At 69.0% G+C, this 19,384-nt stretch carries 15 protein-coding genes; 7 read left to right on the top strand and 8 right to left on the bottom strand.

Going from position 1 to position 19,384, the window contains the following annotated elements; all coding sequences use genetic code 11:
* Positions 1-50 precede the first annotated feature (50 nt).
* Positions 51-1,097 (bottom strand): ABC transporter permease, encoded by a 1,047-nt coding sequence (locus tag G4Z16_RS10455; RefSeq protein WP_197350560.1) that lies wholly within the window; start codon positions 1,095-1,097, stop codon positions 51-53.
* Between the two features lie 466 nt (positions 1,098-1,563).
* On the opposite strand from G4Z16_RS10455, the gene G4Z16_RS10460 reads away from it, so the two are divergent.
* Positions 1,564-2,553 carry a hypothetical protein gene (locus tag G4Z16_RS10460; RefSeq protein WP_197350561.1) on the top strand — a complete coding sequence of 330 codons (990 nt, stop codon included), beginning with the start codon at positions 1,564-1,566 and terminating at the stop codon, positions 2,551-2,553.
* On the opposite strand, the gene G4Z16_RS10465 is transcribed toward G4Z16_RS10460, so the two are convergent.
* The 7 genes from G4Z16_RS10465 to G4Z16_RS10495 all read right to left on the bottom strand — a co-directional run bounded on the left by G4Z16_RS10465 (position 2,517) and on the right by G4Z16_RS10495 (position 12,961).
* The gene (locus tag G4Z16_RS10465; protein WP_197350562.1) at positions 2,517-3,632 is read right to left on the bottom strand and encodes an ABC transporter ATP-binding protein; all 1,116 of its coding nucleotides are present in this window, start codon (positions 3,630-3,632) and stop codon (positions 2,517-2,519) included. The genes G4Z16_RS10460 and G4Z16_RS10465 overlap by 37 nt on opposite strands.
* The gene (locus G4Z16_RS10470) at positions 3,613-4,650 is read right to left on the bottom strand and encodes an ABC transporter ATP-binding protein (RefSeq protein WP_246530779.1); all 1,038 of its coding nucleotides are present in this window, start codon (positions 4,648-4,650) and stop codon (positions 3,613-3,615) included. The genes G4Z16_RS10465 and G4Z16_RS10470 overlap by 20 nt, the downstream gene beginning before the upstream one ends.
* An 11-nt stretch (positions 4,651-4,661) precedes the next feature.
* Positions 4,662-5,723 carry an ABC transporter permease gene (locus tag G4Z16_RS10475; RefSeq protein ID WP_246530780.1) on the bottom strand — a complete coding sequence of 354 codons (1,062 nt, stop codon included), beginning with the start codon at positions 5,721-5,723 and terminating at the stop codon, positions 4,662-4,664.
* A gap of 47 nt (positions 5,724-5,770) precedes the next feature.
* Entirely contained in the window at positions 5,771-6,694 is a 924-nt protein-coding gene (locus G4Z16_RS10480; protein WP_197350563.1) for an ABC transporter permease, read from the bottom strand.
* 14 nt (positions 6,695-6,708) lie between these two features.
* Positions 6,709-8,352, bottom strand: coding sequence for a peptide ABC transporter substrate-binding protein (locus G4Z16_RS10485; protein WP_197350564.1), 1,644 nt, complete (start codon positions 8,350-8,352; stop codon positions 6,709-6,711).
* A 316-nt stretch (positions 8,353-8,668) separates the two neighbouring features.
* Complete coding sequence (gene typA / locus G4Z16_RS10490; RefSeq protein ID WP_197350565.1) at positions 8,669-10,537, bottom strand: translational GTPase TypA; 1,869 nt, start codon at positions 10,535-10,537, stop codon at positions 8,669-8,671.
* Between the two features lie 180 nt (positions 10,538-10,717).
* Complete coding sequence (locus G4Z16_RS10495; RefSeq protein WP_197350566.1) at positions 10,718-12,961, bottom strand: ABC transporter family substrate-binding protein; 2,244 nt, start codon at positions 12,959-12,961, stop codon at positions 10,718-10,720.
* A gap of 297 nt (positions 12,962-13,258) precedes the next feature.
* On the opposite strand from G4Z16_RS10495, the gene G4Z16_RS10500 reads away from it, so the two are divergent.
* From G4Z16_RS10500 to G4Z16_RS10525, 6 genes are all read left to right on the top strand, one after another.
* A complete protein-coding gene (locus G4Z16_RS10500) occupies positions 13,259-14,191 on the top strand; it encodes a bifunctional helix-turn-helix transcriptional regulator/GNAT family N-acetyltransferase (protein ID WP_197350567.1) in 933 nt (310 codons plus the stop codon).
* A gap of 113 nt (positions 14,192-14,304) precedes the next feature.
* Entirely contained in the window at positions 14,305-14,955 is a 651-nt protein-coding gene (locus tag G4Z16_RS10505; RefSeq protein WP_197350568.1) for a GNAT family N-acetyltransferase, read from the top strand.
* A 222-nt stretch (positions 14,956-15,177) separates the two neighbouring features.
* A complete protein-coding gene (locus G4Z16_RS10510) occupies positions 15,178-15,483 on the top strand; it encodes a hypothetical protein (protein WP_197350569.1) in 306 nt (101 codons plus the stop codon).
* A gap of 108 nt (positions 15,484-15,591) precedes the next feature.
* Positions 15,592-16,458, top strand: a complete 867-nt coding sequence (locus G4Z16_RS10515) for a hypothetical protein (protein ID WP_425508068.1) — start codon at positions 15,592-15,594, stop codon at positions 16,456-16,458.
* A 30-nt stretch (positions 16,459-16,488) separates the two neighbouring features.
* A complete protein-coding gene (locus G4Z16_RS10520; protein ID WP_197350570.1) occupies positions 16,489-18,468 on the top strand; it encodes a fumarate reductase/succinate dehydrogenase flavoprotein subunit in 1,980 nt (659 codons plus the stop codon).
* A complete protein-coding gene (locus G4Z16_RS10525; RefSeq protein ID WP_197350571.1) occupies positions 18,465-19,367 on the top strand; it encodes a succinate dehydrogenase/fumarate reductase iron-sulfur subunit in 903 nt (300 codons plus the stop codon). The genes G4Z16_RS10520 and G4Z16_RS10525 overlap by 4 nt, the downstream gene beginning before the upstream one ends.
* The last annotated feature ends 17 nt before the right edge of the window (positions 19,368-19,384 follow it).

A 19,384-nucleotide genomic window follows, 5' to 3' on the forward strand; every position in this document is an offset into this window, starting at 1 on the left:
GCCTGACTCAATGCGGTGCTGGGGTGGCAGCACCCCCCGCTGCTCGGTCTTCAACGTCCCGATTTCGGGTCGAAGGCGTCCCTGACCGAGTCCCCGAGCAAGTTGAACGCGACGATGAAGATCACCATCGCGACGCCGGGGAAGATCATGTAGGTGATGTCGCTCTGGTAGACCTCGGCACCCGTGGCGAACATCCGGCCCCAGTCCGGCGTGGAGCCCTGCATGCCCACACCGAGGAAGGAAAGGCCGGCGACTGCGGTGACGAAGTTCGGAAGCATGTAGGTGGCCTGGACCAGGATCGGCGTGACCACGTTGGGCAGCAGCTCCTTGCGGACGATCCGCCAGGGCGGTGTGCCCGCGACCTTCGCCGCCTCGATGAACTCCCGCTCGCGCAGGGTCAGCACCTGGCCGCGCAGCAGCCGGGCGAGCGTCATCCAGCCCAGCAGCCACATCACGAAGATCAGCACGCAGGCGCGGAGCCACGTGGGCATCTCGTCCTGGGGGTTGACCATGAGGGCCGCGATCACGGGCGTGAAGGCGACGAAGAAGAGCTGGTTCGGGAACGACATCATCAGGTCGGTGAGGCGCCCGAGGAAGTAGTCCGTCTTGCCGCCCATGTATCCGCCCGCGACGCCGATCACGATGGCGAGGAGCACGGAGAGGATGGTGATGACCACCGCCAGCGAGAGCGATGTGCGCATCCCGTAGACGAGCTGCGTGAGGACGTCGCGGCCGAGGACGGGTTCGAGGCCGAACCAGAACTCGCCGTCAATCCCGCCGTTGGGCTTGATCGGGTACGCGTTGTCGTTCAGCAGACCGGGACGGATCTGTCCGTACCGGGTCCAGGGGTCCTTGCCGTAGAGCCAGGAGATCACCGGCGCGAGCGCCGCAATTGCGAACACCGCGAGCACCACGATGGCCGAGATGACGCCCGTACGGTCGCGCTTGAAGCGCATCCACATGAGCTGGCCGGGAGAGCGGCCCACGAGCTGGTCTTTCACGGCTTCTTGGCCGCCGGCCGGCTCGGTGGTCAGGCCGACGCCGTCGGGATCTGGGGTCGGTGACCCGGCGATCGCGGCCTGGGATGGACTTGTCATTGTGTCTGCGCCCCCGCGCTCGTCAATCTATGCGGATAGATCCATGCGTTGGCACAGTGGCAGTCCGTGCCATGGGTTGAGGAGACTTTGCAAGTCAATAACTGCTCAGTCAAGGGGTACCGGCTGCAGCATGTGGGCCCCCGGCGCATCTTGAGCGAAGGTTTTGCAGATTGAGGTCACAACGTGCTTGACGCTGATCAGCGCTATCAGACATATCGTCATATGGAGCCTTGAAACGCGTTAACACGACCGCAACTCAGTCGACGCAGCTCCGATATACGAACCCGCGACTCTGAACTTCGTACGGCCTGTGCGGGTGCCGTAACGGAGGGCCGGGGCGGGGCCATGCCGCCCCGGCCCGGCCGTGAGGGGCTCGGGAGTGCCACAGTAGGCTTGCCCGACGCTCCGACACCGTGCGGACCCGAGCCGCGCGGCACCCGGGTAACCGCACGGCGGGGGGCCGTACATGAGCGAGGACAGGAAACTGAGACCCGGCGCACGCTGGGCCGGCGCCTCAGTGCTGGCCGCGCTGGCGGCGCTCGATCTCGCCTGGATAGTCCGGGACTTCGAGAAGGCGGCGAACGTCACCGACGCGTGGTGGATGTGGTCCGGCCTGATCTTCCGTGCGCAGGACGGGATATGGGCGAGCTCGTTCGTGGAGCCCACGCTGCTCATCCTCTACACGGTGTGCGCGGTGACCGCCGCCGTCTCCTCGGCCGCCGGAGGCATCCTCGTCTCGACGGGGGCGCTGACGATCCTGCTGCGCGTCCCCACCCTGTGGAATCTGAACGCCAGTTGGGTGCAGGGCGGCGTCTCCGACGGGCTGCGCATCAAGGTCCTCATCAGTGCGATCGCGATGCTCGTCCTCGGTACCGCACTGATCGTCCTCGCGGCTGCGGGCCGTCGCGGTGTGCCGGCCGCCTCCGGCAGCACCCGCAGCGGCCGTGACGAGCGGCCCGCACGACCCACACCGGCCCGAGGTGTGGCCGCGGGTGTGCTGCTGGCCGCGGTGGCAGCCGTGCTGATCTCCTGGGAGATCCACTCGGCGACCCAGCAGGGCTGGGAGCTCTACTCCCGCCACTTCACCGGCGACAGGTCGCTCGCCACGCTCCTCGCCGTACCGGAGAGCTGGTACGGCTGCGCCCTCGCCCTGATCTCGCTGTGCGCCTCGTTCGCGGCGCTCACCCGCGCCCCGTACTCGCGCCCCCTGGGGATGACGGTCAGCGGCCCGCTGCTCGGCCTCGGCCTCTTCCATCTCTCCTTCGCGGCCAAGTCCGGGCTCCTGAGCGGCTTCGGCGAACTCGCCACCCGCGATCAACTGTGGCTCGCCACAGCCGTGTTCGAGATCCTCGCCGCCCTCGGGATACTGCTGGCCCTCGCCACCCGCGACGGCGACGGCGACTCCGCCGGCCGCGAGCCTCAGTCCGGCACGATCCGGGCCTTCTCCTCCGCGTAGTGGCAGGCCGAGGGGTGGAGCGCCGGCCCCTCCGCCGGGCGACCGGGCCCCTCTGGGACGCGCAGCAGCGGCTCCTCCCGCGCGCACCTCTCGTCCGCCTTGCGGCAGCGCGTACGGAAGCGGCAGCCGGACGGCGGGTCCGCGGGTGAGGGCACGTCGCCGTCCAGCACGATGCGCGCCCTCCGCTCCTCCGCCTCCGGGTCCGGTACGGGAACGGCCGACAGCAGCGCCTGTGTGTACGGGTGGGTCGGGTACTCGTAGATCTCGCTCTCCGTGCCGGTCTCGACGAGCTTGCCCAGATACATCACGCCCACCCGGTCGGAGATGTGCCGTACGACGGACAGATCGTGGGCGATGAAGATGTACGAGAGGTCGAACTCGTCCTGAAGCCGCTCCATCAGGTTGATCACCTGTGCCTGGACGGACACGTCCAGCGCGGAGACCGGCTCGTCCGCCACGATGATCTCCGGCCGCAGGGCGAGCCCCCTGGCGATGCCTATGCGCTGCCGCTGGCCACCGCTGAACTGGTGCGGATAGCGGTTGACGTACTCGGGGTTGAGCCCGACGACGTCGAGCAACTCCTGTACCTTGCGCCGCCGTTCGCCCTTGGGGGCCACCTCGGGGTGGATGTCGAAGGGTTCGCCGACGATGTCCCCGACCGTCATGCGGGGGTTCAGCGAGGTGTAGGGGTCCTGGAAGACCATCTGGATGTTGCGGCGCAGGGCCTTCAGCGCCCTGCCGCTCAGCCGCGTGACGTCCTCGCCCTTGAAGCGGACGCTTCCCGAGGTCGGCGCCTCCAGGCTCGTCACGAGCTTCGCCAGCGTCGACTTGCCGCAGCCCGACTCCCCCACGATGCCCAGGGTCTCGCCGCGCCTCAGCTCGAAGGAGACGCCGTCGACGGCCTTGACCGCACCCACCTGGCGCTTGATCACGATGCCCTGCGTGAGCGGGTAGTGCTTGACCAGGTCCCGCGCCTCCAGGATCGCCTCGCGGGGCCCTCGCTCCTGCGGTGGCGCGAGAGCCGAGGGCGCGGTCGCCGCGGTGGCCCCTGCCGCACCGTCATCCGTCGCACTCGTCATCGAGCAGCTCCTCCCAGAAGTGGCACGCACTGGCCCTGCCCGGCCCGGCGTCGTACAGCGGCGGCTCGTCGGCGTGGCAGACGGGCCGCGCCACGGGACAGCGCGGATGGAAGCTGCAGCCCTGCGGGATGTTCAGCAGGCTCGGCGGCAGCCCCTTCACGGCGTCGAGCTGCTGACCCTTCTGGTCGAGCCTCGGGATGGAGTCCAGCAGGCCCCGGGTGTACGGGTGCGCGGGCGCCCGGTAGAGGTCACGGACGGGAGCGGTCTCGACGATGCGGCCCGCGTACATCACGGCGATCCTGTCGGCGGTGTCCGCCACGACGCCCAAGTCGTGGGTGATCAGGATCAGTCCCATGCGGAACTCGCTCTGCAGATCGGCCAGCAGGTCCATCACCTGTGCCTGGACGGTGACGTCGAGGGCCGTCGTGGGTTCGTCCGCGATGATCAGCTCCGGCTCCAGGGCCAGCGCCATGGCGATCATGATGCGCTGCCGCATGCCGCCGCTGAACTGGTGCGGGTAGTCGCCTGCCCGGGCCCGCGCGGCGGGGATGCGTACGCGCTCCATCAGCTCCACCGCCCGCGCCCGCGCCTCCTTGCGGGATGCGCCGCGGTGCACCTGGAACATCTCGCCGAGCTGCTGGCCGACGCTGAGCACGGGGTTCAGGGCGGACAGCGCGTCCTGGAAGATCATCGCCATGCGGGCGCCGCGCACTGCGCGGCGCTCCTCCGCGGACATCTTCAGCAGGTCCCGCCCCCCGAAGAGGATCTCGCCGCGCGTGACGCGTCCTGGCGGGGTGTCGAGGATGCCCATCACGGCCTGCGCGGTCACGGACTTGCCGGAGCCGGACTCTCCGAGCACGGCCAGCGTCTCCCCGGCGTCCACCCCGAAGCTGACACCGTCGACGGCGGTGGCGACCCCGTCGCGCGTGCGGAACTCCACGGCCAGATCGCGCACTTGGAGCAGCTGCGGAGGGCCGGAGGCGGACGGGGTCCCGTGCCCCGCCTGTGTCTGAGTCACGTACGCCTCCCTCAGCGCAGCTTGGGATCGAGGGCGTCGCGCACCGCGTCGCCGAGCATGATGAACGCCAGCACGGTCAGGCTCAGCGCGGCCGCGGGATAGAGCAGGATGTGCGGCGCGTTGCGGAACTGCATCCCCTGCGAGGCGTCGGAGATGTCGGCCCCCCAGGACACCGTGGGCGGCTGGAGACCGACGCCGAGGTAGCTGAGGGTCGCCTCCAGGGCGATGTACGTGCCGAGTGCGATGGTCGCCGTCACGATGACCGGTGCGACCGCGTTCGGGAGGATGTGCCGCCCCAGCATGCGCGCGTTGCCGGCGCCGAGGGCGCGCGCGGCCAGCACGTAGTCGTTCTGCTTGGCCGAGATGACCGAGCCGCGAGCGATACGGGCGATCTGCGGCCAGCCCAGCAGCACGATGAAGGCGACCACCGTCCACACCGAACGGCTGCCCGTCATCGAGAGGAAGACCAGGCCCCCGAGCATGATCGGGATGCCGAAGAAGACGTCGGTGAGCCGTGAGATCAGGGCGTCCCACCAGCCGCCGAAGAACCCGGCGAGCCCCCCGAGGACGCTCCCCGCGGCGGCGACGCCCAGGGTGGCGCAGACACCGACGGTCACGGACGTGCGGGCCCCGTAGACGACGCGCGTGTACACGTCGCACCCCTGGGTGTCGAAGCCGAACCAGTGGCCGGGCGAGGCAGGGTCGAGGGATCTGTCCAGCCGGCAGGAGAGCGGGTTGCGGGTGGCGATGAGACCGGGCCACAGCGAGATCAGGACCAGGAAGAGGATCAGCAGCGCCGAGACGACGAAGACGGGATTGCGCCGCAGGTCGTGCCAGGCGTCCGACCACAGGCTGCGGGCCCGCTCCCCCGGCGCGGGCTCCTGCGGTTCTGGGGGCGGCGCGTCCGGGTCGGCGCCGGGGGCGGCGGGCCGCGGGCGGGTCGCGCCCGCCGTACCGGAGGCAGTGCCGGCCGCCGCCCCTGACGTGGCTCCGGCGGTCGCTCCGGCCGCGGCGCCGGCGGCGGCGGAGGGCTCGTCTGACGCCCACGGGCTCTCGGGCGCACGCTCAACCATGCGCCACCTCCCGCCCGTCGGCCGTTCCGGCTGCGGAGCCGTCGATTTCACGCATAGCGGATCCTCGGGTCGAGCACGGCGTAGAGGAGGTCGACGATCAGGTTCGCGAGCAGGAAGACGATCACGAGGACCGTCACGAAGCCGACGACGGTCGGCGAGTTCTGCCGGACGATGCCCTGCCAGAGCTGGAACCCCACCCCCTGGATGTTGAAGATCCGCTCCGTGACCAGGGCGCCCGCCATGAGGTTCCCGACGTCCGTACCGAGGAAGGTCACGACGGGGATCAGCGAGTTGCGCAGCAGGTGACGTACGTTCACGCGGGCCCGCGGCAGGCCCTTGGCGAGCGCGGTACGTACGTAGTCGGCCCTGGCGTTCTCGCTGATGGAGGCCCGGGTGAGCCGCGTGACGTACGCCAGCGACAGCAGCGCCAGCACGACTCCCGGCAGCAGGAGTTGGCCGACCGGCGCCTCGGGTGAGACGGCCGGTGCGATCCATCCCCACTTCACCCCGAGCACGTACTGCGCGAGCGTGCCGGTGACGAACGTCGGCACCGAGATCACGACCAGCGTGAGCATCAGTACCGAGCTGTCGAGCGGCCGGCCGCGGCGCAGGCCCGTGACCACGCCGAGGGCGATGCCGATGATGATCTCGATGACAACGGCGATTAGCGCGAGCCGCAGCGTCACGGGAAAGGCCCTGGCCATCAGTTCGGTGACGGGCTGTCCGTTGAACGCGTTGCCGAATTCACCGGTGAAGATGTCGCCCATGTAGAGCAGGTACTGGAGCCACAGCGGCTTGTCGAGATGGAACTGGCTGCGCAGTTGTGCGGCTGTGGCGGGGTCGGGGGCCCGGTCCCCGAACATCGCGTTGACCGGGTCGCCGACCGCGTACACCATCACGAAGATGAGGAACGTCGTCCCGATGAACACCGGGACCATCTGGAGCAGTCGTCTGATGACGTAGCGCCCCACGGTATTTCACTCTCTCACTTGACTCTGATGTCGGTGAAGACCGGGACGGAGAAGGGGTTGAGGCGCACGTCGCTCACCCTGTCCGAATATCCCGCGTTGCCGTCCTGGTACCAGAGCGGAATTGCGGGGAGGTCCTTCAGCACGATCTCCTCGGCCTTCTGGAACTTGCTCACGGCCGCCTTTTCACCGGCGGCGTTCGCCTCGTCGATGAGCTTGTCGACGCGCTTGTCGGAGTAGCCGGCGTCGTTCGAGGAGGCGTCGGTGTAGTACAGCGGCTGCATGAAGTTCTGGATCAGCGGATAGTCCATCTGCCAGCCGGTGCGGAACATGCTCTTCAGCTTCTTTCCTGCGATGTCCTTGCGGAATTCGCTGAAGGTCGGCACGGGATTGACGGTGCACGCGCCGTTCTTGTCGAGGGTGTTGTTGATGCTGTTGCACACGGCGTCCATCCACTGCCGGTGCGAGCCCGTGTCGACGTTCGAGGTGAGCGTGACCTTGCCACCCGGCAGACCGCCCGCGTCCTCGATCAGCTTCTTCGCCTCTTTCGGGTCGTACTTGCAGACCTCGCCGCACATGCCGGGCTCGTATCCGCCCGACTTCGTCAGTACGGGAGAGGTCAGGTCGCCGGCCGGCTTCCGGGTGCCGTGGTAGATCTTCTCGGTCACCTGCTTGCGGTTGATCGCCATCGACAGCCCGACGCGGACCTGCTTGGCCTTCTCGGTCTGCCATTCCTTCCTGTAGAGCGGGAAGGAGAGCGTCTGGAGGATTCCGGCGGGCTGGTTGATGTAGCGCCCGCCGAGATCCCGCTCGGCGTTCTTGAGCTGACCCGCGGGCAGCTCGTCGAAGACGTCGAGGTTTCCGGCCTGGAGATCGGTGTAGCCGGTGTTCTGGTCGGTGTAGACCTTAAGCTCGACGCCCTTGTTCTTCGGCTTGTCCGGGCCCGCGTACTTCTTGTTGACCGAGAGCCTCATGGACTGGCCCTTGGTGTAGGAGTCGATCTGGTACGGGCCGTTCCCGACGGGTTTCTTCAGCCAGGCCGCGTGGTTGTTGAAGAACTTCGCGGGGAGCGGCGAGAAGGCCGCGTAGCCGAGGGTGTCGGGCCACTGGGAGAACTTCTGGTTGAGCTTCACCTTGAAGCTGTCCTTGCCGGTCACCTTCAGCCCGGACATCTTCTTCGCCTTGGGCTTGGCGCTCTCGTTCTCCGGGTGCAGGTCGTCGTAGCCGTCGATGTACTCGAAGAAGTACGAGCTGACCTGCTTGTTGGTGACGAGCGCGCCGTAATTCCACGCATCCACGAAGGACTTCGCGGTGACGGGAGAGCCGTCGGAGAACTTCCAGCCCTTCTTCAGGGTGATGTCGAAGTTCTGCTGGTCGTCGGTCTTGATGGATTTCGCTACGGCGTTCTCCGCCTTGCCCGTTCGGGGGTTGTAGCGCTTGAGGCCCCGGAACGTCATCTCCAGGACCTTGCCGCCCTGCACCTCGTTGGTGTTGGCGGGCTCGAGCGGATTCTGGGGGTCGGTCCAGAAGGCGCGCACGATGCCGGCGTCCGAACCGGCCGCGGCACCGCCGCCGGCTCCTCCCCCGCCGCATCCCGCAGCCGCCAGGGTGACCACCGTCGCACAGCCGACTGCCCACGTGACACGCGTGGCTCCACGCATGGGGTGCCTCCTCGGTACCGCCGACGTCCTGCCTTGCGGACCAGATAACACCCTTCGCGCATCTTCATCTCGCTGCCCCGGCGGCGCCACGTCCCCGTTCACGCACAAACCCCCGTCTGCCACAGTCCTCTTGCGGCCCTTTTCCGGGCATCGAACGGGGAATTCGGGCAATGCAAAACGGCGGCCCCTGGTACGTCCGGCCGGGTGACCGGATGTACGAGGGACCGCCGTTCCACGGATTCGGCCCCTGGTCCGGGCCGGACGGGGCCGGGCCCGACGGGCGTTCAGTACGCGGGGGCCGCGCGCGAGTCGGGGGTCAGCGCTTGGCGCGTGCCGCCGCCCGCCCGCGCGCCTTCTGATCGAGTTCCACCTTGCGGATGCGAACCGTGTCCGGAGTGACCTCGATGCACTCGTCCTCGCGGCAGAACTCCAGCGACTGCTCCAGGGAGAGCTTCCGCGGCGGCACCAGGTTCTCCGTGGTGTCGGCGGCCGCAGCCCGCATGTTGGTGAGCTTCTTCTCCTTGGTGATGTTCACGTCCATGTCGTCGGAACGGGAGTTCTCGCCGACGATCATGCCCTCGTAGACCTCGGTGCCCGGCTCGATGAAGATCGTGCCGCGCTCCTGGAGATTCATCATCGCGAACGGCGTCGCCGAGCCCGCCCTGTCCGCGACGAGCGAGCCGCTGCGCCTCGTGCGCAGATCTCCGAACCACTGCTCGTGGCCCTCGAAGATGCTGTGTGCGATGCCGGTCCCCCTGGTCTCCGTCAGGAACTCCGTGCGGAACCCGATCAGGCCGCGCGCCGGGACGATCCACTCCATGCGGACCCAGCCGGACCCGTGGTTGGTCATCGTCTCCATGCGCCCCTTGCGGGAGGCCATGAGCTGCGTGATGGCGCCCATGAACTCCTCGGGGGCGTCGATCGTCATGCGCTCCACGGGCTCGTGCAGCTTGCCGTCGATCTGCCGCGTGACGACCTCGGGCTTGCCCACCGTCAGCTCGAAGCCCTCGCGGCGCATCGTCTCGACGAGGATGGCCAGCGCGAGCTCACCGCGGCCCTGCACCTCCCAGGCGTCGGGGCGCTCGGTCGGCAGGACACGCAGCGACACGTTGCCGACGAGTTCCCGGTCGAGCCGGTCCTTCACCAGACGCGCCGTCACCTTGTGCTTCTTGCCGCCCTTGCCGACCAGCGGGGACGTGTTGGTGCCGATCGTCATCGAGATCGCCGGTTCGTCGACGGTGATGAGCGGCAGGGCGACCGGGTTCTCCGGGTCGGCGAGCGTCTCGCCGATCATGATGTCGGGGATGCCCGCGACCGCGCAGATGTCGCCGGGCCCGGCGGCGTCGGCGGGCTTGCGGGTCAGCGCGTCGGTCATCATCAGTTCGGTGATGCGTACGTTCTGCTCCGAGCCGTCGCGCTTGAGCCAGGCGACGGTCTGGCCCTTCTTCAGCGTGCCGTTCTTGACGCGCAGCAGGGCGATGCGGCCGAGGAAGTTGTCGGCGTCGAGGTTGGTGACGTGGGCCTGGAGAGGCGCGTCCTCCTCGTACGTCGGCGCGGGGACCGTCTCCAGCAGCGTGGTGAAGAACGGTTCGAGGCTGTCGCTGTCGGCGGGGACGGTGCCGTCCTCGGGCTGCGTCAGGGAGGCGACGCCGTCACGCGCGCACGCGTAGACGATGGGGAACTCGATCTGCTCCTCGTCGGCGTCCAGGTCGAGGAAGAGGTCGTAGGTGTCGTCGACGACGGCCGAGATGCGGGCGTCGGACCGGTCGGTCTTGTTGATGCACAGGATGACCGGGAGGCGCGCCTCCAGCGCCTTGCGCAGCACGAAGCGGGTCTGCGGCAGCGGGCCCTCGGAGGCGTCCACGAGCAGCACCACAGCGTCCACCATGGACAGGCCGCGCTCGACCTCACCGCCGAAGTCGGCGTGGCCGGGGGTGTCGATGATGTTGATGACGACGGAGTCGCCGCCCTTGGGGTGGTACTTCACGGCGGTGTTCTTCGCGAGAATCGTGATGCCCTTCTCGCGCTCCAGGTCGCTGGAGTCCATCACACGGTCGTCGACCGACTCCAGCTGGTGCGCTGCGAACGCCCCTGCCTGCTTGAGCATGGCGTCGACGAGGGTGGTCTTCCCGTGGTCGACGTGGGCGACGATGGCGACGTTGCGGATGTCATGACGCGTGGGCATGGCTGACTGACGCTTCTCCCGGATCGTGGGTGGGGCACGGTGCGTAGGTGCTCCTCACGCGCCCTGCCGGGCTGGGTCTCGCCGCGGCTCCGTCAACCATGGTAAGGCCCGGCCGCCCCGCGGACGCCTGCCGCCCTGTGGGGGGCGGAGGTCTCTGCGGGGTGGCCGGTACCGGGCCTGCTACTTCTCGAAGCCGATGTCCTGGTAGCGCGGCGTCTGGAAGCCGAAGGCACCGGCGTTGGCGACCTTGTCACCGGCGGCCACGAGCTGCGGCCGCTGGTAGAGGGGCACCGAACCCGCCGCCGCCCAGATGCGGGCGTCGGCACGCTTGATGAGGTCGTTGCGGGCACCGTCGTCGAGTTCCGTCGACGCCTGCTCGAAGAGCTGGTCGATCTGGTTGGTGCCGACGCGCGTGTAGTTCTGCTCGACGAGCAGCGAACCGTCCGCCGCGGCCGCCGGCTTGGCGAAGATCGGACGGGCGTCCGTCGCCGGGTAGGCGGTGCCGGGCCAGGAGTAGATGGCCAGGTCGTAGTCGCCCGAGGCGATGTGCTTGGCGAAGTAGTCCTCGGCGGGGACGTGCTTCATCCGCGTACGGACGCCGATGCGGGTCAGCTCCTTGGCGATCCGGGCCCCGGTGTCCTTGATCGACTCCGAGCCGGGTCCCGAGGGGAGCACGAAGCGCAGCGTCAGCGGCTTGCCCGCCTTCATGCGCTGCACCTTCGCTCCGCTGTCGGAGAGCAGCCGCAGTTCCGCCGCGTCGGCGCGGGCATCCGTGGCCTCGTCCAGGGCGGCCCAGGCTTCGCGGATCTCGCTCTCGGAGCCGCTCTCCTCCGCCGTGCTCAGCCGTGCGAGGGCCGCCTGTGTCTTGAGCGAGGCGCTCTGTCCGGTGGTGGCGGGAGAGAGCACCAGCGGCTGCCCCGCGATCCGGTCGGCGTCCTGAGCGCTCACGGGGGCCGCCGCGGGTGCTGCGGCTCCGGCGCGGTCCTGGGAGTTGCCATGCTGGGCGTTCTTGCCTTCGTCGTTCCCGTCGCCCTTGCGGTCCCTGGCGTCCTCGCTCTGCTTCCGGCCCTCGTTCTTGTCGTTGTCCTTCTTGCCGTGCTCGCCCTTCTTGGCGTCCGCGCCGCCGGTGGATCCCGACCGTGCGCCCCCGTCCTTCCAGCCGGCCTCGGCCAGGAGCGACTGGGCCGACTCCACGTCCTGCTTCCCGAGGGCGTCGCTGTTGTCCGCGTATCCGTCCTGGTCGATCATCCGCAGGTGGCTGCCGAGCGACTTGACGGGCAGTCCCGTGCCGCGCAGCGCGCGCTTGGCGATGCCCTCGCGGTCGATGGCGCGGGCGACGGCACGCCGCACCCGCTCATCCGCGAGCGGGCCCGAGGCGCCGTTGAGCGCGAGCTGGGTGTAGGCGGGTTCGAAGGCGTGGCGCAGGGCGACGTGGCGCAGGTGCCCGTCCCGCTGGGCCTGCTTGCGCAGCTCCTCCGTGGACTTGCGCGGATGGTCCTCGCGCTTCCTGCTCTTGGCGTCCTCCTCCCCTCCCTTGTGCGCGCGGACGATGCTGCGCACGGTGGCCACGTCGACCTCGGCGAGGTCGAGCTCCCCTCGCCGCAGTGCCTCCTTGCGCTCGTTGCGGGGGACGACCCGCAGCATGATCCGCTTCAGCTTCGCCTCGTCGCCCCACCACTTGCCGTTCCGTACGAGTGCGACCGAGGTGTCGCCGCGGTGGATCTTCTTGACGCGGAAGGGGCCGGCGGAGACCGGAAGCGAGGTGCGCGCGGCGTGCTTGAAGTCGTCGGCGCGGCCCATGACCGTCTTCGGGTAGAGGGGCGTGAACAGCGACTTCCAGTCGGCGTAGGACTTGCGGAAGACGACCTTCACCTCGTGGGCGTTCTCGCCCCTGGTCACCTTGCCGATGCGGTCGTAGCCCGCGTTCCGGGCGGCGCGGAACGACTTGTGCTTGCCGCTGAGCGCCTTCCACTGGGCCTTGAAGTCGGCCACGCCGATCGAGCGTCCGCTGCTCCATCTCGCCTTCGGATTGAGCTTGTAGACGACGGTCTGGCGCGGCTCGCGCGTGGTGATCTCGGCGGACTCGACGTAGTCGGTGTTGAGCTGCGGGCGGGCCGCTGAGTCGAGTGTGAAGACGGAGGGCAGTGTGGCGCCGGTGACGCGCTCGGTCGTCGCGTCGGCAGTGGGCTGGAACGCGTTGAGCGTGGGCGGCAGGGAATCGATGGCCCAGTGCATCGAGCCACCCGAGGCGATCTGTTCACGGTCGAGGTGGGGAACGTCTCGTGAGGCGCCGCTGCCGCCTCCTTCGGAGCTGGGACCACCACCGTCGCCGGATGTGCACCCGGCTAGAGGGATCAGCGCGCCGGCCAGGAGGAGTGCGAGTGAACGCCGGGTGGCTGCGTCGAGAGCTTGCGCGGCTGGCATGTCTGAACCTCCGGGGCTCGGGGTCCTGGTGGGCGTACACGCGGCTCGGGTGCCTGCGTCGACCACGTTCGGCGGCATAGGCGTTTCATCACATCTATCGCCCACTGAAGGCGAGGCCGTGTGCCGTGGCTCGGAGGCTCGGCCGCGTCGCGTGGCACGCCACCCGTGCGGAGCACAGGACTTCGTACGCCGCGGGAACGGGCCGGAGAGGACCAGGAACCCGGGAGCCGGAAAAGGGAGAGACAAGCAGTCCCGCGAGGACATATCTTTGACTCAGTCAAAGAAAAGGGGTTTGCGATGGGCACCGGCACCGTGCAGGAGATGCGGGCGTTCAACCGCTTCTACACGAACCTCATCGGCGCGCTCGACTACAGCCGCCACCTGCACACCCCGTACACGCTCACCGAGGCACGCGTGCTCTACGAGCTGGTCAACGCACCGCGTACGGACGCCGCGGACCTGCGCTCCGCGATCTCCGTGGACGCCGGCCAGCTGAGCCGCATGCTCACGCGCTTCGAGGAGCGGGGCCTGGTCAGCCGCGGGCCGTCGGAACTCGACGCCCGGCGGGTCAATTTCGTCCTCACCGACGAGGGGCGGGAGGCGGCACGGCAGCTGGAGGAGCGCTCGCAGACCGCGGTGGAGTCACTGCTGGACGGCATGACGGAAGCGGAACGGGAACTGCTGGCGCAGAGCCTGCGCACGGCCCGCGGGATCCTGGAAGGCGGCGCCTCCCGGGACGCTGACGCGGCACGGATACGGATCCGCGCGCCCCGCCCGGGGGACATGGGCTGGATCATCGAACGCAACGCGTCCGTCTACGCCGCGGAGTTCGGCTGGGACGAGTCGTACGAGGCGCTCGTCGCGCGCATCGTCGCGGAATTCGCCGCAGAGCACGACACCGCGCGCGAGGCGGCGTGGATCGCCGAGCTCAACGGGCGCCGGGCCGGTTGCGTGATGTGCGTGTCGGACAGCGCCCCGGACACGGCCCGGCTGCGGCTGCTGCTCGTCGACCCCGCCGCGCGGGGGCACGGGCTCGGGGACAGGCTCGTCGGCGAGTGCGTCGGCTTCGCGCGCGCAGCCGGGTACCGGGAGGTCGTTCTGTGGACCAACGACGTGCTGGCGGCGGCGCGGCACATCTACCAGCGCGCCGGTTTCGAGCTGGTCGGTGAGTCGCGGCACCACAGCTTCGGCCACGACCTGACCGGCCAGGACTGGCGCCTGCGCCTCTGACCACCGATGACCACCGGACGGAGCGGCCGCGGGGGACGGCGCCGCGGCCCGGTCCCTTCGGCTCCGCCGAAATTTCGTCGACGCCGCAGGAGGGCTCCGGCAGGCTCGGTTCCATGACGCCCCACATCTGGCCCATCTACGGGCTGAGAATCACCACGCCACGGCTGGAACTGCGCCTCCCCTGTCTCGATGCACTGGAGAAGCTGGCGGCCGTGGCGGCAGCGGGTGTGCACGGGCCGGACGACATGCCCTTCAGCTTCCCCTGGACCGACGGCACCCCGGAACGGCGTGCCCGCACCACCTTTCAGCACGTGCTGGGCACCGTCGCCGAGTGGCGGCCGGAGAAGTGGACGCTGAGCCTCGCCGTGCTGCACGGGGGCGAGGTCGTCGGCCGCCAGGACATGACCGCCCGCGACTTCTCCGTCACCAAGGAGGCGGAGACAGGCTCCTGGCTGGGCCTCGCTCACCAGAACCAGGGGCTCGGCACGGAGATGCGGGCGGCCGTCACGCACCTGGCCTTCGAGGGGCTCGGAGCGCGGACCCTCACCTCCGGTGCCATGACGGACAACCCGCGCTCCCTCGCCGTCTCGCGGAAGCTCGGCTACGAGCCGGACGGCGTCGACGTGGTCTCCGTGCGGGGAGAGGCGCGGACCATTCGACGGCTGCGCCTGGAGCGGGAGGCGTGGGAGCGGCACCGGTCGGTTCCCGTTCGTCTGCACGCCCTGGAGCCGTGTCTGGAGCTCTTCGGGGTGGCGCGCGGCTGATCGAGGTCATGGTCCGGCTGGACGTTCTTTTTGTGGACCGGCAGGAACCAGCTTTACCCGTCCGGGTGAAGGAGCTTGGCGATCATGCCCCGCACGGGGTAAACCCGTGCAGCGCCCTTCACAAGGAGGAGTGTGAAGAGCGACACTCGCCATCTCACCTGGGCACGCAAGTGTGCCCACGCACACAAGCCAGCCGCCACGACCAGCGGAGGTAGGCACGGCATGTCTCCTCACACGTCACTGCACGACGACCTGACGGCGGCCCAGCGCTGCCTCGACGAACTCACACGGACCGTCGACCGGCTCGAGCACACTCTCGGCAGCGGCCTGGAGGTCAGGCGCGTACGCAGCGACACTGAGCACCTGCGGGAGTCCCTGGCGTTGCTGCGGGCCGCCTCACCGGCCGCCGGGCCGCCCGGCTCGGCGCACCCCGAGATGGTCACGATCCCCGACAAGCCCTACGACCACGGCCTGTGGTCGGATGTCGATGACGAGGGGGTGGGCGCCAAGGACCGGCACGCGCCGTGAGCCCCGCGCCCCGGGCTGAGTCGAGCCGGCGGCCGTGGACGGCGGCCGGCAGTCGGCGGCAGCTCATGAGGCACCCCAACTGACAAGTCGCCCCTACCGGAGAAACCGTTGGCCACTGGCACCCGACCCCAACCGAACACGAGCAGCACAGGAAACAAGATCCCTCCGCCTGCCACCGGCGGCACGGGCGGCGTGAGTACGGGTACACGCGCCGCCATTCGAGAGCGGCATCTGCGCACCGACCGCTGGTGGCTCGCGCCGGCGTCCACCGCGTTCGGCCTTTTCGTGTTCGTCGTCTACTCGACGTGGCGGGCGTTCGCGGACGCCGACTACTACCACGCGCCGTACGTCTCGCCCTTCTACTCCCCCTGTCTCGCCGAGAGCTGCGAGAAGATGCAGGGCGGCCCCAACTGGGCGCTGTTCGGGGACTGGTTTCCACTCTCGCCCGCGCTGATCATCCTGATCTTCCCGCTGGGCTTCCGGCTCACCTGCTACTACTACCGCAAGGCCTACTACCGGGGCTTCTGGGCCTCTCCCCCGGCCTGCGCGGTCGCCGAGCCGCACAAGAGCTACAGCGGCGAGACGCGCTTCCCTCTCATCCTGCAGAACATCCACAGGTACTTCTTCTACGCGGCGGTCGGTGTCGCCTTCATCCTCACCTGGGACACGATCCTCGCCTTCCGCAACTCCGACTACGAGTGGGGCCACATGGGCCTGGGCTCCGTGGTCTTCCTCATCAACATCGTGCTGATCTGGGCGTACACCATCTCGTGCCACTCCTGCCGGCACATCGTCGGCGGGCGGCTCAAGCACTTCTCGAAGCATCCGGTGCGGTACCGCATGTGGGGCCTGGTCGGAAAGCTCAACAGTCGTCACATGGAGTTGGCGTGGGCTTCGCTTCTCAGCGTGGGCCTGGCCGATCTCTACGTGTACCTGCTGGCGACCGGTGCGTTCACGGACCCGGTCTTCTTCTGATCAAGCTTCTTCGAGAGGGATGCACGTCAAATGACGCAAGTCGAACGCCAGCAGTGGGATGTCGTCATCGTCGGCGCGGGCGGTGCGGGTCTGCGGGCAGCGATCGAGGCACGCGAACAGGGGCTGCGCACAGCAGTGATCTGCAAGTCCCTGTTCGGCAAGGCGCACACGGTGATGGCCGAGGGCGGCATCGCCGCCAGCATGGGCAACGCCAACCCGGGTGACAACTGGGAGGTGCACTTCCGGGACACCATGCGCGGTGGCAAGTTCCTCAACCACTGGCGGATGGCGGAGCTGCACGCCAAGGAGGCCCCCGACAGGGTCTGGGAGCTGGAGACGTGGGGGGCGCTCTTCGACCGCACGGCCGACGGCCGCATCTCCCAGCGCAACTTCGGCGGCCACGAGTATCCGCGGCTCGCGCACGTCGGTGACCGTACGGGCCTGGAGCTGATCCGCACGCTCCAGCAGAAGACCGTCTCGCTGCAGCAGGAGGACTTCAAGGAGACCGGTGACTACGAGTCCCGGCTGAAGGTCTTCCAGGAGTGCACCGTCACCCGGATCCTCAAGTCCCCGGCCGCCGACGGCTCCGGGGAGAGGGTCTCGGGCGTCTTCTGCTACGAGCGGGAGTCCGGCCGTTTCTTCGTCATCGAGGCACCCTCCGTGGTGCTCGCCACCGGCGGCATCGGCAAGTCCTTCAAGGTGACGTCGAACTCCTGGGAGTACACGGGCGACGGGCACGCGCTGGCGCTGCTGGCCGGTGCCTCGCTGATCAACATGGAGTTCGTCCAGTTCCACCCGACAGGGATGGTCTGGCCGCCGTCGGTGAAGGGCATCCTCGTCACCGAGTCGGTGCGCGGGGACGGCGGTGTCCTGCGCAACTCCGAGGGCAAGCGGTTCATGTTCGACTACATCCCGGACGTCTTCAAGGAGAAGTACGCCGAGTCCGAGCACGAGGCCGACGGCTGGTACGACAACCCGGAGAAGAACCGGCGTCCTCCCGAGCTGCTCCCCCGCGACGAGGTCGCCCGCGCGATCAACTCCGAGGTCAAGGCGGGCCGTGGCTCACCGCACGGCGGCGTCTTCCTCGACGTGTCGACCCGGATGTCGCCCGAGGTGATCAAGCGCAGGCTGCCGTCCATGCACCACCAGTTCAAGGAGCTGGCGGACGTGGACATCACCGCCGAGCCCATGGAGGTCGGCCCGACCTGCCACTACGTGATGGGCGGCGTCGACGTCGACCCGGACACGGCCGCGGCCGTCGGCGTCACCGGCCTGTACGCGGCGGGCGAGGTCGCCGGCGGGATGCACGGCTCGAACCGGCTCGGTGGCAACTCGCTCTCCGACCTGCTCGTCTTCGGCCGCCGTGCCGGTCTGCACGCCGCGCAGTACGCCGCGTCACTCAAGGGCGACGGGCGTCCGGAGATCAGCGAGGAGCAGATCGAGCACGCTGCCGCCGAGGCTCTGCGTCCCTTCAGCGCCGCGGAGGTGCCGGAGGGCGAGCCCGCCGAGAACCCGTACTCGCTCCACCAGCACCTCCAGCAGTCCATGAACGACCTCGTCGGCATCATCCGCCGCGACGAGGAGATGACGCAGGCCCTGGAGCGGCTGGCGGAGCTGCGCGTACGGGCGACGTACGCCGGCGTCGAGGGCCACAGGCAGTTCAACCCGGGCTGGCACCTGGCCATCGACCTGCGCAACATGCTGCTGGTCAGCGAGTGCGTGGCGCGCGCCGCGCTGACCCGCACGGAGTCGCGCGGCGGTCACACCCGCGACGACTTCCCGGAGATGGACCGCGAGTGGCGGCGTTCGAACCTCGTCTGCACTCTCGCCGACGAGCCCGTCTCACTCGACGCCTCGACCCAGCCGGGCGAGGCAGCCGAGCGCGCCGATCGCGGTCGCATCGATCTGCACCGCCGCGACATGCCGCCGATCCGGCCGGATCTGCTGGGGCTCTTCGAGAAGGAGGAGCTGATCAAGTACCTGACGGACGAGGAGCTGACAGCCGAATGAGCGCCGAGACGCACGCGGGCGAGGGCACGGGTACACACACCCGTCCTCCCGCGCACGACGCAGAGGGCACCGCGGGGGGCACCGGTACGCCCGGCGCCGTCAGCGGCGGCGCCCCGGACGCGACCGGGACGAGCTACATCGCGAACTTCCGGGTCTGGCGCGGCGACATCGAGGGCGGCGGCCTCGAGGACTTCAAGGTCGAGGTCTTCGAGGGCGAGGTCGTACTCGACATCGTCCACCGGCTCCAGGCCACCCAGACCCCGGACCTGGCGGTCCGCTGGAACTGCAAGGCGGGCAAGTGCGGCTCGTGCAGCGCGGAGATCAACGGGCGGCCGCGGCTGCTGTGCATGACCCGGATGTCGATCTTCGAGCGGTCGGAGACCATCACGATCACGCCGCTGCGGACCTTCCCCGTCGTACGGGACCTCGTCACGGACGTGTCGTTCAACTACACGAAGGCCCGCGAGATCCCGTCCTTCGTGCCGCCTGCCGACCTGGGCCCGGGCGAGTACCGGATGCAGCAGGAGGACGTGGGGCGCTCGCAGGAGTTCAGGAAGTGCATCGAATGCTTCCTGTGCCAGGACGTGTGCCACGTGGTGCGTGACCACGAGGAGAACAAGCAGGCATTCGCCGGTCCTCGTTTCCTGATGCGGGTGGCGGAGCTGGACATGCATCCGCTGGACGGGGCCGAGGAGTCCGGGCTGGACCGCAAGTCCACCGCCCAGGAGGACCACGGGCTGGGCTACTGCAACATCACCAAGTGCTGCACGGAGGTCTGCCCCGAGGGCATCAAGATCACCGACAATGCGCTGATCCCGCTCAAGGAGCGTGCCGCCGACCGCAAGTACGACCCGATCGTCTGGCTCGGCAACAAGATCCGCCGCCGGAACGGGGCCTGAACCGGCCGGAGCGGCAT

It is taken from the genome of Streptomyces bathyalis, from assembly GCF_015910445.1.
Taxonomy (GTDB): Bacteria; Actinomycetota; Actinomycetes; order Streptomycetales; family Streptomycetaceae; genus Streptomyces; species Streptomyces bathyalis.

What these genes read in the sequence shown, in the direction of transcription:
- G4Z16_RS10455 (WP_197350560.1), bottom strand. Translation starts at nt 1,097, where the DNA reads ATGACAAGTCCATCCCAGGCCGCGATCGCCGGGTCACCGACCCCAGAT.
- G4Z16_RS10460 (WP_197350561.1), top strand. Translation starts at nt 1,564, where the DNA reads ATGAGCGAGGACAGGAAACTGAGACCCGGCGCACGCTGGGCCGGCGCC.
- G4Z16_RS10465 (WP_197350562.1), bottom strand. Translation starts at nt 3,632, where the DNA reads ATGACGAGTGCGACGGATGACGGTGCGGCAGGGGCCACCGCGGCGACC.
- G4Z16_RS10475 (WP_246530780.1), bottom strand. Translation starts at nt 5,723, where the DNA reads ATGGTTGAGCGTGCGCCCGAGAGCCCGTGGGCGTCAGACGAGCCCTCC.
- G4Z16_RS10485 (WP_197350564.1), bottom strand. Translation starts at nt 8,352, where the DNA reads ATGCGTGGAGCCACGCGTGTCACGTGGGCAGTCGGCTGTGCGACGGTG.
- typA (WP_197350565.1), bottom strand. Translation starts at nt 10,537, where the DNA reads ATGCCCACGCGTCATGACATCCGCAACGTCGCCATCGTCGCCCACGTC.
- G4Z16_RS10495 (WP_197350566.1), bottom strand. Translation starts at nt 12,961, where the DNA reads ATGCCAGCCGCGCAAGCTCTCGACGCAGCCACCCGGCGTTCACTCGCA.
- G4Z16_RS10500 (WP_197350567.1), top strand. Translation starts at nt 13,259, where the DNA reads ATGGGCACCGGCACCGTGCAGGAGATGCGGGCGTTCAACCGCTTCTAC.
- G4Z16_RS10505 (WP_197350568.1), top strand. Translation starts at nt 14,305, where the DNA reads ATGACGCCCCACATCTGGCCCATCTACGGGCTGAGAATCACCACGCCA.
- G4Z16_RS10510 (WP_197350569.1), top strand. Translation starts at nt 15,178, where the DNA reads ATGTCTCCTCACACGTCACTGCACGACGACCTGACGGCGGCCCAGCGC.
- G4Z16_RS10520 (WP_197350570.1), top strand. Translation starts at nt 16,489, where the DNA reads ATGACGCAAGTCGAACGCCAGCAGTGGGATGTCGTCATCGTCGGCGCG.
- G4Z16_RS10525 (WP_197350571.1), top strand. Translation starts at nt 18,465, where the DNA reads ATGAGCGCCGAGACGCACGCGGGCGAGGGCACGGGTACACACACCCGT.